We start from the raw sequence: 15,512 nt of genomic DNA, 5'->3' as shown, positions 1-15,512 counted from the left end.
GGCGCGTTTATGGCGAGCGCGGCGCGTGCTCGCAAGTCATTGAGTTTTCTTGGGCTCTGCCCTTGGCCCTTGGCCCTGCCGGGGAAATTTTTCGAAACAGCGAAGGGGTGGAACATCGCGCGAACATCAGGGTTTTCCTTCGGCCGCGTGCAGAGTACATTGGGGACATGAGCAGTTATGACGAATTCGACGCCTTCGAGGGCGCATCCCTGTCGGCGCGGGCCATGGCGGCGCGGCCGCAACCCTATCTGGACGGGCTGAACCCCGCGCAACGCGAGGCGGTGGAAAAGCTGGATGGGCCTGTCCTGATGCTGGCGGGGGCGGGCACAGGCAAGACCCGGGCGCTGACGGCGCGCATCGTGCATCTGCTGAACACGGGGCGCGCGCGTCCGAACGAGATTTTGGCAGTCACCTTTACCAACAAGGCCGCGCGCGAGATGAAGAACCGCGTGGGCCAGATGCTGGGCCAGCAGATCGAAGGCATGCCTTGGCTGGGCACGTTTCACGCGATCTGTGTGAAGCTGTTGCGGCGGCATGCGGAACTGGTGGGGTTGAAATCGAACTTTACCATTCTGGATACGGATGATCAGATCAGGTTGCTGAAGCAATTGGTGTCCGCGGCGAACATCGACGACAAGCGGTGGCCTGCGCGGCAGTTGGCGTCGATCATCGACGGCTGGAAGAACCGGGCGCTGACGCCGGACAAAGTGCCTGCCGCCGATGCAGGCGCTTACAACCACAAGGGCGTAGAATTGTACGCGCTATATCAGGCACGTCTGAAGGAGCTGAACGCCTGCGATTTTGGTGATCTGCTGTTGCACATGGTCACCATCTTTCAGACGCATCAGGATGTGCTGGCACAGTATCAGCGCTGGTTCGCGTTTATCCTTGTGGACGAGTATCAGGACACGAACGTGGCCCAATACCTGTGGCTGCGGCTGCTTGCGCAGGGGCACAAGAACATCTGTTGCGTGGGCGACGACGACCAGTCGATCTATGGCTGGCGCGGGGCCGAGGTGGGCAACATCCTGCGGTTCGAAAAGGATTTTCCCGGCGCGCATGTGGTGCGGCTGGAGCAGAATTACCGGTCGACACCGCATATCCTCGGGGCTGCCTCGGGCGTCATTGACGGCAACGAGAACCGTCTGGGCAAGACGCTGTGGACCGACAAGAACGAGGGCGAGAAGGTGCGCCTGATCGGTCATTGGGACGGAGAGGAAGAAGCCCGCTGGATCGGGGAGGAGATCGAGGCGGCGCAGTCGGGCACACGAGGTGTGCGCGCCATGTCATTGGAAGAGATGGCAATTCTGGTTCGCGCCAGCCACCAGATGCGCGCTTTTGAAGACCGGTTTCTGACCATCGGTTTGCCCTATCGCGTGATTGGCGGGCCGCGGTTTTACGAGCGGATGGAGATCCGGGATGCGATGGCCTATTTCCGGGTGGTTGTCAGCCCGGACGATGATCTGGCGTTCGAGCGGATCGTGAACACGCCCAAGCGCGGCCTGGGCGACAAGGCGCAGCAGACCATTCAGATCACGGCCCGCGCCAATGGTGTGTCACTGGTCGAAGGGGCGCGGCTGGCCGTTGAGCAGGGATTGATAAAAGGCAAGGGCGGCAATGAGTTGCGGACCCTTGTTGACGGGATTGCGCGGTGGAATTCCAAGCTGCGTGGCCCCCGGATCGAGGTGGCGCAGGACGATGCCGTGCTGGACGAGGGCGTGGCGCCCTTGCGCGTTGACTACGGCCCGCCGCCCGTCAGCCATATCGAGTTGGCCGAGATCATCCTGGACGAGAGCGGCTATACCGCGCATTGGCAGAATGACAAGACGCCCGAGGCGCCGGGGCGGTTGGAGAACTTGAAGGAACTGGTGAAAGCCCTTGAATCCTTTGAGAACTTGCAAGGCTTTCTGGAGCATGTGTCGCTGGTGATGGACAACGCCAGCGAGGATGCTGAGGCCAAGGTCAGCATCATGACGTTGCACGCGGCCAAGGGGCTGGAGTTTCCGTGCGTGTTCCTGCCGGGCTGGGAAGACGGGCTTTTCCCGTCGCAGCGGTCGATGGACGAAAGCGGGGTCAAGGGCCTCGAGGAGGAACGGCGGCTGGCCTATGTGGGCATCACGCGGGCGGAAGAGGTGTGCACCATTTCCTTTGCGTCGAACCGGCGGGTGTTCGGGCAGTGGCAGTCGTCGCTGCCGTCGCGGTTTGTGGACGAGTTGCCCGAGGATCATGTGGATGTGCTGACCCCGCCCGGTCTCTATGGCGGTGGCTTTGGGGCGGCGGCGCCGTCCATGGGCGGGGAATCGCGCCTGCACCAGGCCGCGGCAGAGGCGAATGTCTACAACTCGCCGGGCTGGAAGCGGTTGCAGGCGCGGGCGGGCGAGCGCCCCCTGAGCCAACCGCAGGAAAGCCGCAACACGGTCATCGACCTGAACGCGGTGTCCGCCTTTACCGTGGGCGAACGGGTGTTCCACCAGAAGTTCGGCTATGGCGCGATTGTCGGGATCGAAGGCGACAAGCTGGAGGTCGCGTTTGAAAAGGCCGGGGTGAAGAAAGTCGTGTCCCGGTTCGTTTCGGGGACGGACGACATTCCGTTCTAGGGCAGCGCGGCTTGAAGTCCGCGCGGCAAGGCCAGCTTGTCGGGGTTGCGCATCGTGTACATCCAGCAGATCTGCCCGGCGGCGTTCAACGCGGCCGACACCAGCGCATGGACACGCGTGCCTTCCATCAGCATCAATGCCGGATGGCCGTTGGCCGTGACCGGGGTCGGGGTCAATGTGGTGCCCAGCTTTTGCGTGACAGCATGCGAGACGGCGATGATGTCGTCGGGGCCAACCAGGGGGCGTCGCGCCGCGCGCGCCTTGGCCCCGCCATCCGAGATCGAAACCGCATCCGGTGCCAGATAGGTCTTGGCCGCGTCCAGATCATTGTTGGCGATGGCGGCCAGGAAGCCGCTGATCTGGGCCGCCCGCTTGCCAGCAGGTTGCGACAGGTCGGGCGTTGCCTGCGCCACGCGTCGGTGGGCACGACTGACCAATTGCCGGCAGGCGGCTTCCGATTTGCCAAGCGTCTGCGCGATTTCGTCATAGGAGGCGTCAAACGCCTCGCGCAGCACAAAAGCGGCGCGTTCGCTTGTGGGGAGCGTGTCCATGATCCAAAGCAGCGCCAGTTCGCAGTCCTGCGCGTGCGCAAAGTCGTCTTCGGCGGTGGTGTCGTCGACGATCAGTGGCTCGGGCAGCCAGGGGCCGACATAGGTTTCGCGCCGGGTCTTGGCGCGGCGCAGGCTGTCGATGGCCACGCGTGTCGCGGCGGTGCGCAGCCACGCGGCCGGTGTTTGGATGCGGGCGTGATCTGCTGTGGACCACTTCAACCAGGTGTCCTGTACCGCATCCTCGGCCGCGGCGCGTTCGCCAAGCATGCGGTAGCACAGGGCCATCAACATCGGCCGCTGTGCTTCGAACTGATCGACCCAGGCGGTCATGCGGCTGTGGGGTGGGTCAGCGTGATCGAGGTGCCGTTCACGTCCAGCCGCTGACACAGCTTGCCATGGCCCGTGCCACGCTTGATCACCGGGTAGGTGCGCGCAAAGGCGGCCGCGAACGACGCCGCGATCACCGCGCGGGGACCGTGGACTGCTTCGATCCGCGCGCGCAGGTCATCCAGCGTGTCATCGCCGCGAATGGCGGCCCATGCAAATTGGTAGCCAAGGCCGAAATCGCCCGCCGCCTCCGGGGCGCCGTTCAGGGCAATCTGGATATCGGCGGCGCGTGCGCCGTAGGCCAATGCCATGTCCACCGTCAGTTGCGCGCATGGCCCGCAATCGCCTTCGACGGCCGAACCTACAAGTGCGCCCATGCGGATGTGATGCGCGGATCTGGGTCCGGCGTAATTGCTGATCACCTGGAACAATGCCAACCGGGCCCCGGCGCCCCAGTCGGTATCGATGATGTCATGCTGGTACCGGGCGTTGTACCCGAATTGCTTGGCAAAGCGGCGGGTGCCGGAATGCAGGAATGCGCGGATCATGGCGTAGGCTCCTTGAGGGGTATTGAGAATGCGATGGCAGGGCTTGTCCAGTACGGACGCGGGCGAGGTATGCCGCGCAGACACTGGGGGAGGCGCTGCCGCGCCATGGGCAGGACGCATGTCCTGCCACCTGTTCGATGAAACGGGCCCCGTATTTTCCACGGAATGCACAGCATGTCGTCCCTTCCTTGCCGGTGTCATGGGAAGTGACGTGCCGGGGGACCGTGCTGTGACAGGTTTGGTGCGATTTTTTGGAGTGCCACAAAGAAAAAGCGGCGATCCCCCGGAGGAGGGAACCGCCGCCTTCTTCATGCCCGCGGTCAGGGAGGAGGAAGACCGTGTCAGGCAATCTGACGCACCGGTGTGGTGCGGTATTCGTGCGGCGACATTCGGGAGGAGGTGAATGCCGCCGCCCTTGCAACATCGCGCTGGTCAGGGAGGAGGAGGACCGGTGCAGCGATGTATCGCGGTGTTAAAGGTGCGGCGACGCCAGGGAGGAGGAAGGCGCCGCCGCCAATTTCAGATGCCCCAGGGAGGAGGAGAGGGCCATCTGATCTCGTGTGTTTCGTGTCAGGCGGTTTCGCCGTTTGCAGATTCCCAGGCCACGCGCTTGAGTTCGGACCGGTGCAGGCCCAGATCGGCCAGTTCGCGGTTCGACAAAGCGTTCAGCTCGGTAAAGGTGCTGCGGAAGATACGCTGTTTCGCGTGACGCTCTGCAGCGGCTTGGAAAACACGTGCAGCGGAGCCGAGGATACGTTCCACCAGATCGCTGCGCTGTGCTACATCATTGTAATAGGCCATGTTTTTTTGCCTCATGCTCATTTCGTTGACCCAAATATAAGCCAATGCTGCGGGTGCACAATGCACACCAATTCAATGCTGCCATGCAGCATTTGCATAGGCCTGCGGTTGAATTGCTGGGCAAGTCGCACAAGGATGCGGCGTTTACGCCGGGGCAGTCGGCGGGCCCTTGCCTCTGACGTGGAATGTGCCATTTCTTGCGCCATAACGCGGAGAATTCGAGCATGGCCGTCACGAAACAAAATGTCATGGACGCACTGGCCAGCATCGGAATGCCGGACGGGGGGGACCTGATCAGCCGCGATTTGATTCGGGCGGTTCAGGTGCAGGGCGATGCCGTGCACTTTGTGATCGAAGCGCCAACGCCCGAGATGGCCGCGCGGATGGAGCCCATTCGTGCAGCCGCCGAAAAGATGGTGCGCGATATGGAAGGGGTGGCGGAGGCGCGCGTGGCGTTGACGGCCCATGGGCCTGCGCCAAAGCCCGCGGCGCCGCCCAGCCTGAAGATCGGTGGTCATCCCAAGCCGCAAGAGGGGCCAACCAAGCCGTCGGGTGTCCAGCGCATCCTGGCCATCGGGTCCGGCAAGGGGGGCGTGGGCAAGTCGACCGTATCGTCCAACCTGGCCGTGGCGCTGGCCAAGCAGGGCCGCAAGGTGGGTTTGCTGGATGCAGATATCTATGGACCGTCCCAGCCCCGGATGATGGGTGTCAACAAGCGCCCCGCATCACCTGATGGCAAGACCATCATTCCGCTGCAAGCCCATGGGGTCACTTTGATGTCCATCGGTTTCATGCTGGAAGAGGGCAAGGCCGTGGTCTGGCGGGGCCCGATGCTGATGGGCGCCTTGCAGCAGATGCTGGGGCAGGTTGAGTGGGGCGAGTTGGACGTGTTGCTGGTCGACCTGCCGCCGGGGACGGGCGATGTGCAACTGACGCTGTGTACGAAGTCCGAACTGACCGGCGCTATTGTCGTCAGCACGCCGCAGGATGTGGCTCTGATCGACGCCCGTAAGGCGCTGGATATGTTTGCCACGCTGAAGACCCCGGTGCTGGGGCTGATCGAGAACATGTCGATGTTTGTCTGCCCCGATTGCGGGGCGGAGCATCAGATCTTTGGTCAGGGCGGTGTGGCGGCGGAGGCCGAAAAGATGGGTGTGCCTCTCTTGGGCGCGCTCCCAATCGATCTTGAAACCCGACTGGCTGGGGATGGCGGTACCCCGATTGCTGCGGGTGACGGCCCGATGGCGCAAGCCTACGCACGTATTGCCGACGGGTTGATCAAAGGTGGTATGGCTTGACCTCATCCGATCCCGGGCACCGTTTGGCGACCTATGGCACATTGGCGCCGGGTCGTGCCAATGCGGATCAGCTTGAGGGAATACAGGGCAAATGGTCGCTCGGTCGCGTCCGCGGTCATCTCAAGGCAGCCGGGTGGGGCGCTCAGATGGGGTTTCCCGGCTTGATCCTTGACCCAAACGGACCCGAGGTTGAGGTCCACCTGCTCCATTCGAAAGACTTGCCGGATCATTGGTCCCGACTGGATGCGTTCGAGGGGCCGGGCTATGCACGTGTCGCTGTGCCGATCGAAACGGATGCCGGGACCGTGGTGGCCTTTATCTACGCATTGGCCGATTAGCGTACAGACCGCGTCCCGTGCCTGGGATGCCATGGGCCTGTGCGTGGGAAAGCGTGGGATTTATCCGCCAAACCCAAATGATTCGAATCAATTTCCTTTGGAAACTGGTTGAATTCAGTGTCAAACAGTAGAACATAAAAAGAACATGCCTTTCCGGCCGTCAAGTGATGCGCATTTTTTGGGATTTTGTGGGCGCGTGTGCTGGATGCAGTAACAACACTACATATGGTATGAGGCGACAGATGTATCGCATAATAAGCGCCACAATTCCTCATTTCAGCCACTACATCTTGTTTTCCAAGCCCCTTGATCACAAGGTTTAGGCGCTGTTGTCCGTAAAAAACTATTGTTTCCCATCAAATCCCATGTCATCCCTTATGCATCGGATGAGAACGAGCACGGGGCAGCAAACGACCCCAAGCAAAAAACAAAACTCTAGCAGGTTTCATACAGGCACCTCGCTTTCATCAGACCAGAGATCCGGCGCGCGAGCGAGCAGACATCCCCCCAGGTGGCGCGCGCAGCTGGACATCCCGCAAGGCGGGACGAGGGCGGCGGGTTGATCAGTGGCAGCAGATCAACCCGCCGTTTCCATTTCAGCCCTTCGAAGGGCAGCCAACAGGTCCCGCAAGAGGGCCGCGGTGACTGGGGACGGAAAAGGCGCGGGGGCGCGACGGAAAAACAAGGGACGGGCCAACAGGTGGCACGCAGGTTCAGAGGCGAAAGCGACCACAAGGTGGACGCAAAGGGGCGGGTGTCTATCCCGGCCTCGTTTCGTCGTGTGATCGAGGCCTGCGATCCCGAGTGGACGGAAGGCCTGCCGCCCCGCATCATCATCGTCTATGGCGGGGCGACCCGTGACTACCTCGAAGGTTTCACGATCGAGGCCATGGACGAGGTGGACGACAAGATTGCAAAATTCCCACGCGGTTCCGCCAAGCGGAAGGCGATGGAGCGGCTGTATAGCGCACAGTCCATCGAAACGGTTGTGGATGACACAGGCCGCATCGTGCTGCCGGCCAAGTTGCGGGAAAAGATCGGCCTTGATGGCATGGCGCGCTTTGTCTCTTCCGGTGACACATTCGAAATCTGGCAGCCCGACGCCTATGACGAAAGTATTGCGGTGCTCGATGACGAGGGGTTCGACCCGGACCTTGACCCGTCTGCCTATCTGGACGGGGACATGGAATAAGATGTCGGCTGGGGGGCCACATATTCCGGTTCTGATCAACGCGATCCTGAAGGAATGCGCGCCCATCGCGGGCGTTTGGTTGGACGGAACCTTTGGAGCGGGCGGATACACCCGCGCCTTGCTGGAGGCTGGAGCAGAACAGGTGATTGCGGTGGACCGCGATCCGCTGGCCTTCGAACTGGCGGGCGCATGGGCCGCCGCCTATGGCGACCGGATCGTGATGCAGCAGGGTGTGTTTTCGAAACTGGATGATTACGGGCGGGGCCTGGACGGCGTGGTTCTGGATCTGGGCGTGTCGTCGATGCAGCTTGATCAGGCCGAGCGCGGCTTTTCCTTTATGCAGGACGGGCCACTGGACATGCGCATGTCGCAAGACGGGCCTTCGGCTGCGGACATCGTGAATGCGGCGGACGAGAGTGTGTTGGCCGATATTCTGTTTCAATATGGGGAGGAGCGCGCCAGTCGGCGCATTGCGCGGGCCATCATCACCGCGCGCCCCATCATCACGACGCTTGAGCTGGTGGGTATTATCGAGAAATGCCTGCCCCGGCCCAAGCCCGGCCAATCGCATCCCGCAACCCGCAGTTTTCAGGCGCTGCGCATTGCGGTGAACAACGAATATGACGAGCTGTATCAGGGGCTTATGGCGGCGGAACGCGCGTTGAAGCCGGGTGGGCAGTTGGCCGTCGTCACCTTTCATTCGGTTGAGGACCGCATGGTCAAACGCTTTCTGACTGCGCGTGGGGGGCGGCAGGCCAATGCCAACCGCTATGCGCCCGAGGTCGAAACAGCCCCGGCTCAGTTCGAATTGCGGACCCGCAAGGCGATTGGTCCTGACAAGGACGAATTGGCGGCAAACCCGCGCAGCCGGTCGGCGAAATTGCGGGTGGCCGTGCGCACGGATGCAGCGCCCGGAACGATCGATGCAAAGAGTATTGGAATGCCGCAGGTCAGGGGGGCCATCTGATGCGCACCGTTTTGTATATCTTGACGACGATGGCGGTGATTGGCCTTGCCTTTTGGGCCTACCGCGAGAATTACGCGACGCAAGAGGTGCTGGCCGAAACGGATCAGTTGCACCGCGACATTCGCGAGGCGCATGCCCGTCTGGCCGTACTCAAGGCCGAATGGGCCTACTTGAACCGCCCCGACCGTTTGCGCGACCTGGCTGACATCAACTTTGACCGGTTGGGCCTTCTGCCCTTCCGGCCCGATCAGTTCGGACATGTGGACGAGGTGGCCTATCCCGCACCCGAACCGCTGGTGATCGACAATGCCGTCGACGTGTCGGGCGCTTTGGAGCAACAGCCATGACCCGCACACCTTTGCGCCCATTGGCCCGAATCCTGCCAGCCCGTGCGGCCGGAGAAAGCACCGAAGCCATCGAACGCGAGAACCTGCGCGCCCGGCACGAGGAGATGCGTGACCGTGCCAGGCAACGGGCCGAAGGGCGTTTGCTGGTCTTGGGCCTATTCTTTTTCTGTGCCTTTGTCACGGTTGCGGTGCGCATGGGAATGCTTGCGACCTCCGAGCCTGTCGAGCCGCGCGCGAGCGTGCAGGGTGCCGCCATTTCGGCGGCCCGTGCGGATATCGTGGACCGGAAGGGACGACTTTTGGCGACCAATTTCGAGACCCATGCCCTCTATGCGCAGCCGCCCCAGATGGTGGACCCGGTGGCGGCGGCCAAGGGGCTGGTCGCGATTTTCCCCGACCTGAAGGAAAAGGACCTGCTGGAGGATTTCACCGGCACGCGCAAGTTCTTGTGGATCCGCAAGAAAATCAGCCCCGAGCAGATGCAGGCGGTGCACGAGATCGGCGACCCGGGCTTGCTGTTTGGTCCACGCGATATGCGCCTATATCCCAACGGATCGCTGGCGGCCCACGTATTGGGCGGTGCCAGTTTCGGCAAGGAAGGCGTCAGCGCTGCCGAAGTGATCGGTGTGGCGGGTGTCGAAAAGCAGTTCGATGAGTACCTGCGTGACCCGGCCAATGGGCAGACGCCGTTGCAACTGTCACTGGACCTGACGGTCCAGGCCGCGTCCGAGCGGGTGCTGTATGGCGGTATGAAGCTGATGAACGCCAAGGGGGCGACATCGGTTCTGATGGATGTGCATACGGGCGAGGTGATCTCGGTCGTGTCGCTGCCGCATTTTGATCCGAACAATCGCCCGCGTCCCGCCACCCAAGGTGACCAGAGCGACAGCCCGCTGTTCAATCGGTCGGTGCAAGGGGTGTACGAGCTGGGCTCGGCCTTCAAGATCTTTACCGCCGCGCAGGCCGTTGATCTGGGTCTGGTGTCGCCGTCGACCATCATCGACACATCGGGACCCATGAAAGTGGGCGGGTTCCGCATCGGTGAATTCCGCAACAAGAACTACGGCAAGCTGAGTGTGGCTGACATCATCGTCAAATCCTCGAACCGCGGCACCGGGCGCATGGCGTTGCAGATCGGGGTAGAGCGTCAGCAGGAATTCCTGAAAAAGCTGGGGTTTTTCGAGCCGACGGGTTTCGAGATTGTCGAGGCGCGCACCGGCAAGCCGCTGTTGCCTAAGCGCTGGACCGAGCTGAGTGCTGTTACGGTCAGCTATGGTCACGGGCTGTCTTCCTCGCCCATGCATCTGGCGGCGGGTTATGCGGCCATCGCCAATGGCGGGCGGCTGGTCGCGCCCACGATCCTCAAGCAACATGGCCCTCGTTTGGGCGACCGGGTGATGAGCGAGGGCGCGGCCCGAGCCGCCCGCGAGATGTTGCGCAAGGTGGTGACCGAGGGCACGGCCAGTATGGCCGAGGTGCCGGGCTATGCCGTGGGCGGCAAGACGGGGACGGCCGACAAGCCAAAGCCGCGGGGCGGGTATTACGACGACAAGGTCATCGCGACCTTTGCCACGATGTTCCCCGCCCACGATCCGAAATATGTGTTGGTTGTGACGCTGGACGAACCGGTCGAAACCTCGGGCGACAAGCCGCGCCGCACTGCGGGCTGGACCGCTGTGCCCGTGGCCGCCGAGATGATTGGCCGTATTGCACCGCTGCTTGGCCTGCGCCCAAGCGTTGAACCTGCCACCCTCGCTGATATAACGCTGACCAGCAGCAACTGAGGTGCGTATCGCACCCGAACCGTAAGGCGACGACATGGGCGGGCAGGCACGATCACTTTCATCGCTGGGCCTGACGGCCCGGGGTGGGGCCAACCCGGACATCACCGGCATTGCCGTCGACAGCCGCGAGGTGAAGGACGGGTTTCTATTCGCCGCGATGCCCGGCAGCCGGGTACATGGGGCGGAGTTCATTCAATACGCCGTCCGGATGGGCGCCACTGCCGTGTTGACCGATGCCGAAGGGGCGGCACTGGCCACGGACTGGCTGACCGATGTGGCCGTGGTCGTGACGGATGCCCCGCGCGAGGTTCTGAGCCGGACAGCCGCCCTTTGGTTTGGTGGACAACCCGAAAACGTGGTTGCGGTGACCGGTACAAACGGCAAGACATCGGTGTCCACCTTTGTCCGGCAGATCTGGATCGAGATGGGCCTCCCTGCGGTGAACCTTGGGACAACCGGTGTCGAGGGCGCGTGGACGGCACCCTTGGCCCACACCACGCCCGAGCCGATCACATTGCACCGGACCTTGGCCGAGGCGAAAGCCAACGGCATCACCCACGCGGCGATGGAAGCGTCGTCTCATGGGCTTGATCAACGTCGCCTGGATGGCGTTACGCTGAAAGCGGCCGGGTTTACGAATTTTACCCAGGATCATCTGGATTATCACAAGACGTTCGAGGCGTATTTCGACGCCAAGGCGGGCCTGTTCGCGCGCGTGCTGCCCGACGATGGGATCGCCGTGATCAATATGGACGACGCGCGCGGTGTCGACATGGCGGCCATTGCGCGGGCGCGGGGCCAGACCGTTCTTGCCGTGGGCCGCGATGGGGGCGATTTGCGCCTGACCGCGCAGCGCTTTGATGCGACAGGACAGGACGTGCGGTTCGAGTATGCCGGCAAGGCCCATACCGCCCGTTTGGCGCTGATCGGTGGATTTCAGGCTGACAATGTCATGCTGGCCTGTGGTCTGGTGATTGCGTGCGGGGCCGAACCAGCGCGCGTGTTCGAGACCCTGTCTCATATGGGCACCGTGCGGGGCCGTATGCAGCTGGCCGCCACGCGCGAGAATGGTGCGGCTGTCTTTGTCGACTATTCCCATACCCCTGACGCCGTGGCGACCGCGCTCAAGGCGATGCGCCCGCATGTGATGGGCCGCCTGATTGCGGTTGTGGGGGCGGGCGGTGACCGGGACGCAGGCAAGCGCCCGTTGATGGGGCAGGCGGCGGCGCAGAACGCTGACATCGTCTTTGTCACCGATGACAATCCCCGCTCCGAAGACCCTGCGCTGATCCGTGCGGCGGTGATGGAAGGCTGCCCGGAGGCCACCGAGGTGGGCGACCGGGCCGAAGCGATCTTGCGGGCCGTAGACGCGCTGGGACCCGGGGACGCCCTGCTGATCGCGGGCAAAGGGCACGAGACGGGGCAGATCGTTGGCGACGACGTGTTGCCGTTTGACGATGTGGAGCAGGCCAGCGTGGCCGTGGCCGCACTTGAAGGACGATTGACATGACACTTTGGAGCGCGGCGGACGCTGTGGCCGCCACAGGCGGGACCGCCACAACAGAATGGGCGGCGACCGGTGTGTCCATCGACACGCGGACATTGCAGCGCGGTGATCTTTTTGTTGCACTCAAAGCGGCCCGGGACGGGCATGATTTTGTTGCGCAGGCACTGGAACAGGGGGCGGCGGCCGCGCTGGTCACACATGTGCCCGACGGTGTCGCCGAGGACGCACCGCTCTTGATCGTCGATGACGTATTGCGCGGTTTGGAAGCCTTGGGCATGGCGGCCCGCGCCCGGACGATGGCGCGCGTTGTGGCGATCACCGGGTCTGTCGGCAAAACCTCGACCAAGGAAATGTTGCGCGCTGTCTTGTCGGATCAGGGCCGCACGCATGCCAGTGTCGCCAGCTACAACAATCACTGGGGGGTGCCACTGACATTGGCCCGGATGCCTGCCGATACGAAATACGCGGTGATCGAGATCGGGATGAATCACCCCGGAGAGATTGCGCCGCTGGCGAAGATGACCCGCCCGCATGTGGCAATGATCACGACCGTTGCAGCGGCGCACCTTGAGGCGTTCGAGAACATTGAAGGGATCGCCGTTGAAAAAGCGTCGATCCTGGAGGGATTGGAATTTGGCGGCACAGCTGTCCTGAACAACGATTGTTCCACTGCCGCCATCCTCCAGGCCAAGGCGCATGACGTGAAACGACGCGACATCGGCTTTGGTGAGCATGGGTTTGATTTCAAACTGAAATCCGTGGATCTGCTGCGTGACACCACCGTGGTCCAGGCCGAGGCGCACGAAGCGCCGCTGCTGTTCAAGATCCGGGCGGTGGGCAAGCACTATGCGATGAACGGGCTGGGGGCGCTGGCCGCTGCCGAGGCCTTGGGGGCCGATCTTGCGCTGGCAGCGCAATCGCTTGGCCGATGGTCGCCCTATCAGGGCCGGGGCGCACGCGAGGTGATCACGCTGGACCCTGTTGAAACGCATATGACCCTTGAACTGATCGACGACAGCTATAACGCCAATCCCACATCCATGGCAGCGGCGTTGACCGTCCTTGCGGCGGCCGAGGTGACCCATGACATCGGGCGGGTCAGCAAGGGGCGGCGCATCGCCTTTGTCGGCGACATGAAGGAATTGGGTGCGGATGGCCCCGCCATGCATGCAGAGCTGGCCGGGCTGAACGCGGTGAACGCGCTGGACGTGGTGCATTGCATTGGCCCCCTGATGAAGCACCTGCACGATGCGCTGCCGTCCGAGAAACAGGGGCTCTGGACCGAAACCTCGGACGAGATGGCGGCACAGGTGCCGCGCCGTCTGGACAGCGGGGATGTGGTGCTGGCCAAGGGATCGCTCAGTATGAAACTGGCCGTGATCGTTGACGCGATCCGCAAAATGGGCCATCCGGTGGATAAGGGCGAAGACCCACAAGATAAAGCGTAGGGACAGGCAGGCATGCTCTATTGGTTGACGGCACTTTCGGATGGCGGGGACTTTTTCAACCTGTTCCGCTACATCACGTTCCGCGCCGGGGGCGCATTTCTGACCGCCCTGATCTTTGGTTTTCTGTTTGGTCGACCGTTGATTGCGGTGTTGCGGCGCACGCAGGGCAAGGGCCAACCGATCCGCGATGATGGTCCCGAAGGCCACTTTGCCAAGGCAGGAACGCCCACCATGGGCGGGCTGCTGATTGTAGGTGCGCTGGCGACATCGACATTGCTGTGGGCCCGCTGGGACAATCCGTTCATGTGGATCGTGCTGGGGGTGACGCTGGCCTTCGCGCTGATCGGCTTTGCGGATGACTATGCCAAGGTGTCCAAGCAGACCACGGCGGGCGTGCCGGGCAAGGTACGGCTTCTCCTGGGCTTCGTCATTGCCGCGCTTGCGGCGTATTTCGCGACGCTCAGTCACCCCGACGCGTTGCAGAACCAGCTGGCAGTCCCAGTGTTCAAGGACCTGCTGATCAACCTTGGCTTTCTGTTTATCCCGTTCTCGATCATCGTGATTGTCGGATCGGCCAATGCGGTCAACCTGACAGACGGGCTGGACGGTCTGGCGATCATGCCGGTGATGATCGCGGGCGGCACGCTGGGCATCATTGCCTATGCCGTGGGACGGGTCGACTTTACCGAATATCTGGATGTGCATTACGTGCCGGGCACGGGCGAATTGTTGATCTTCACCTCTGCTCTGTTTGGCGGGGGATTGGGGTTCCTGTGGTACAATGCGCCACCTGCGGCGGTTTTCATGGGTGATACCGGGTCGCTGGCCCTGGGCGGTGCGCTGGGTGCGATTGCGGTGGTGACCAAGCACGAACTGGTGCTTGCCATCGTGGGCGGCCTGTTTGTGGTCGAGGCGCTGTCGGTCATCATTCAGGTGCTCTATTTCAAACGGACAGGCAAGCGCGTGTTCCTGATGGCACCGATCCACCACCATTATGAGAAGAAGGGGTGGGCAGAGCCGCAGATCGTGATCCGGTTCTGGATCATCTCGCTGATCCTGGCGATGATCGGCCTTGCCACGTTGAAGGTGCGGTGATGCCGCGCGTTCTGGTCACGGGTGGCAATCGCGGGATTGGCTATGCCATGGCACAGGGGCTGCTGGCCCGCGGCAGCGACGTCGTGATCGGGGCACGCGATGCGGAGGCAGGGGCCAAAGCCGCGCTAGCGCTCGGGTGCGACTGGGTCCATCTGGATCTTGAAGTACCGAACACCTTTGCCCCGGCGGTCAAGGCTGCGGGCGGCGTCGATGTTCTGATCAACAATGCGGGCATCCTGATCGAAGACAGCATGATCGCGCATCCCGACGGAGTGCGCCGGTCCATGCAGGTGATGTTCCACGCGCCTTTCGAATTGATCCTGCTGTGCCTGCCGCACATGGCGCAGACCGGGCAGGGGCGGATCATAAATGTCAGCTCCGGCTGGGGGGCGTATGATGAAGGCATGGAAGGTCCGGGCGGCTATGGGGTGGCCAAGGCGGCGCTGAATGCGCTGAGCTATGCGCTCCCGCGCGACTTGCCCAAGAATGTCAGCATCAACGCGATGTGCCCCGGTTGGGTACACACCCGGATGGGGGGCAGCGCTGCGCCGCGTACACCCGAACAGGGGGCCGACACGGCCATCTGGCTTGCCCTTGATGCGCCGGGCGAGGTGACCGGCAGGTTTTTCCGCGATCGCCAGGAAAAGGCGTGGTGATGCTTCTTCTGGCCGGAAATACTTCGGGGGTCTGGGGGCAGAGCCCCCAGGGCGCA

Annotated in this window: 14 protein-coding genes; 11 read left to right on the top strand and 3 right to left on the bottom strand. The window is 62.7% G+C overall.

What is annotated here, in order from left to right; all coding sequences use genetic code 11:
* Positions 1-167: 167 nt before the first annotated feature.
* Positions 168-2,597 carry a UvrD-helicase domain-containing protein gene (locus Q0844_RS05075; protein ID WP_299042755.1) on the top strand — a complete coding sequence of 810 codons (2,430 nt, stop codon included), beginning with the start codon at positions 168-170 and terminating at the stop codon, positions 2,595-2,597.
* Here Q0844_RS05075 and sigJ read toward each other — a convergent pair.
* The 3 genes from sigJ to Q0844_RS05060 all read right to left on the bottom strand — a co-directional run bounded on the left by sigJ (position 2,594) and on the right by Q0844_RS05060 (position 4,824).
* Complete coding sequence (gene sigJ / locus Q0844_RS05070; RefSeq protein ID WP_299042754.1) at positions 2,594-3,478, bottom strand: RNA polymerase sigma factor SigJ; 885 nt, start codon at positions 3,476-3,478, stop codon at positions 2,594-2,596. The genes Q0844_RS05075 and sigJ overlap by 4 nt on opposite strands.
* Positions 3,475-4,023, bottom strand: coding sequence for a hypothetical protein (locus Q0844_RS05065; protein ID WP_299042752.1), 549 nt, complete (start codon positions 4,021-4,023; stop codon positions 3,475-3,477). The genes sigJ and Q0844_RS05065 overlap by 4 nt, the downstream gene beginning before the upstream one ends.
* A gap of 570 nt (positions 4,024-4,593) precedes the next feature.
* The gene (locus tag Q0844_RS05060) at positions 4,594-4,824 is read right to left on the bottom strand and encodes a DUF1127 domain-containing protein (RefSeq protein WP_299042750.1); all 231 of its coding nucleotides are present in this window, start codon (positions 4,822-4,824) and stop codon (positions 4,594-4,596) included.
* 224 nt (positions 4,825-5,048) lie between these two features.
* Here Q0844_RS05060 and Q0844_RS05055 point away from each other — a divergent pair, with 224 nt between their 5' ends.
* The 10 genes from Q0844_RS05055 to Q0844_RS05010 all read left to right on the top strand — a co-directional run bounded on the left by Q0844_RS05055 (position 5,049) and on the right by Q0844_RS05010 (position 15,456).
* Entirely contained in the window at positions 5,049-6,122 is a 1,074-nt protein-coding gene (locus tag Q0844_RS05055) for an Mrp/NBP35 family ATP-binding protein (protein WP_299042749.1), read from the top strand.
* Positions 6,119-6,460: a gamma-glutamylcyclotransferase family protein gene (locus tag Q0844_RS05050; RefSeq protein ID WP_299042748.1), complete on the top strand. Its 342-nt coding sequence runs from the start codon at positions 6,119-6,121 to the stop codon at positions 6,458-6,460. The genes Q0844_RS05055 and Q0844_RS05050 overlap by 4 nt, the downstream gene beginning before the upstream one ends.
* Positions 6,461-7,160: 700 nt before the next feature.
* The gene (mraZ, locus tag Q0844_RS05045; RefSeq protein WP_299042747.1) at positions 7,161-7,652 is read left to right on the top strand and encodes a division/cell wall cluster transcriptional repressor MraZ; all 492 of its coding nucleotides are present in this window, start codon (positions 7,161-7,163) and stop codon (positions 7,650-7,652) included.
* A gap of 1 nt (position 7,653) precedes the next feature.
* A complete protein-coding gene (gene rsmH, locus Q0844_RS05040; protein ID WP_299042746.1) occupies positions 7,654-8,619 on the top strand; it encodes a 16S rRNA (cytosine(1402)-N(4))-methyltransferase RsmH in 966 nt (321 codons plus the stop codon).
* The gene (locus Q0844_RS05035) at positions 8,619-8,966 is read left to right on the top strand and encodes a cell division protein FtsL (RefSeq protein WP_299042745.1); all 348 of its coding nucleotides are present in this window, start codon (positions 8,619-8,621) and stop codon (positions 8,964-8,966) included. Before rsmH ends, Q0844_RS05035 begins: the two co-directional genes overlap by 1 nt.
* Positions 8,963-10,750, top strand: coding sequence for a penicillin-binding protein 2 (locus Q0844_RS05030; RefSeq protein WP_299042744.1), 1,788 nt, complete (start codon positions 8,963-8,965; stop codon positions 10,748-10,750). The genes Q0844_RS05035 and Q0844_RS05030 overlap by 4 nt, the downstream gene beginning before the upstream one ends.
* Before the next feature lie 34 nt (positions 10,751-10,784).
* Positions 10,785-12,260, top strand: coding sequence for a UDP-N-acetylmuramoyl-L-alanyl-D-glutamate--2,6-diaminopimelate ligase (locus Q0844_RS05025; protein ID WP_299042743.1), 1,476 nt, complete (start codon positions 10,785-10,787; stop codon positions 12,258-12,260).
* A complete protein-coding gene (gene murF / locus Q0844_RS05020; protein ID WP_299042742.1) occupies positions 12,257-13,705 on the top strand; it encodes a UDP-N-acetylmuramoyl-tripeptide--D-alanyl-D-alanine ligase in 1,449 nt (482 codons plus the stop codon). The genes Q0844_RS05025 and murF overlap by 4 nt, the downstream gene beginning before the upstream one ends.
* A 12-nt stretch (positions 13,706-13,717) precedes the next feature.
* On the top strand, positions 13,718-14,800 hold the full coding sequence (gene mraY / locus Q0844_RS05015; RefSeq protein WP_299042741.1) for a phospho-N-acetylmuramoyl-pentapeptide-transferase: 1,083 nt from the start codon (positions 13,718-13,720) through the stop codon (positions 14,798-14,800).
* Entirely contained in the window at positions 14,800-15,456 is a 657-nt protein-coding gene (locus Q0844_RS05010) for an SDR family NAD(P)-dependent oxidoreductase (RefSeq protein WP_299042739.1), read from the top strand. Before mraY ends, Q0844_RS05010 begins: the two co-directional genes overlap by 1 nt.
* Positions 15,457-15,512: the final 56 nt, after the last annotated feature.

The sequence above is a fragment of the uncultured Tateyamaria sp. genome, assembly GCF_947503465.1.
Taxonomy (GTDB): Bacteria; Pseudomonadota; Alphaproteobacteria; order Rhodobacterales; family Rhodobacteraceae; genus Tateyamaria.
This window is presented reverse-complemented; position numbering and strand designations above follow the sequence as displayed.

What these genes read in the sequence shown, in the direction of transcription:
- Q0844_RS05075 (WP_299042755.1), top strand. Translation starts at nt 168, where the DNA reads ATGAGCAGTTATGACGAATTCGACGCCTTCGAGGGCGCATCCCTGTCG.
- sigJ (WP_299042754.1), bottom strand. Translation starts at nt 3,478, where the DNA reads ATGACCGCCTGGGTCGATCAGTTCGAAGCACAGCGGCCGATGTTGATG.
- Q0844_RS05065 (WP_299042752.1), bottom strand. Translation starts at nt 4,023, where the DNA reads ATGATCCGCGCATTCCTGCATTCCGGCACCCGCCGCTTTGCCAAGCAA.
- Q0844_RS05060 (WP_299042750.1), bottom strand. Translation starts at nt 4,824, where the DNA reads ATGGCCTATTACAATGATGTAGCACAGCGCAGCGATCTGGTGGAACGT.
- Q0844_RS05055 (WP_299042749.1), top strand. Translation starts at nt 5,049, where the DNA reads ATGGCCGTCACGAAACAAAATGTCATGGACGCACTGGCCAGCATCGGA.
- rsmH (WP_299042746.1), top strand. Translation starts at nt 7,654, where the DNA reads ATGTCGGCTGGGGGGCCACATATTCCGGTTCTGATCAACGCGATCCTG.
- Q0844_RS05035 (WP_299042745.1), top strand. Translation starts at nt 8,619, where the DNA reads ATGCGCACCGTTTTGTATATCTTGACGACGATGGCGGTGATTGGCCTT.
- Q0844_RS05030 (WP_299042744.1), top strand. Translation starts at nt 8,963, where the DNA reads ATGACCCGCACACCTTTGCGCCCATTGGCCCGAATCCTGCCAGCCCGT.
- Q0844_RS05025 (WP_299042743.1), top strand. Translation starts at nt 10,785, where the DNA reads ATGGGCGGGCAGGCACGATCACTTTCATCGCTGGGCCTGACGGCCCGG.
- murF (WP_299042742.1), top strand. Translation starts at nt 12,257, where the DNA reads ATGACACTTTGGAGCGCGGCGGACGCTGTGGCCGCCACAGGCGGGACC.
- mraY (WP_299042741.1), top strand. Translation starts at nt 13,718, where the DNA reads ATGCTCTATTGGTTGACGGCACTTTCGGATGGCGGGGACTTTTTCAAC.
- Q0844_RS05010 (WP_299042739.1), top strand. Translation starts at nt 14,800, where the DNA reads ATGCCGCGCGTTCTGGTCACGGGTGGCAATCGCGGGATTGGCTATGCC.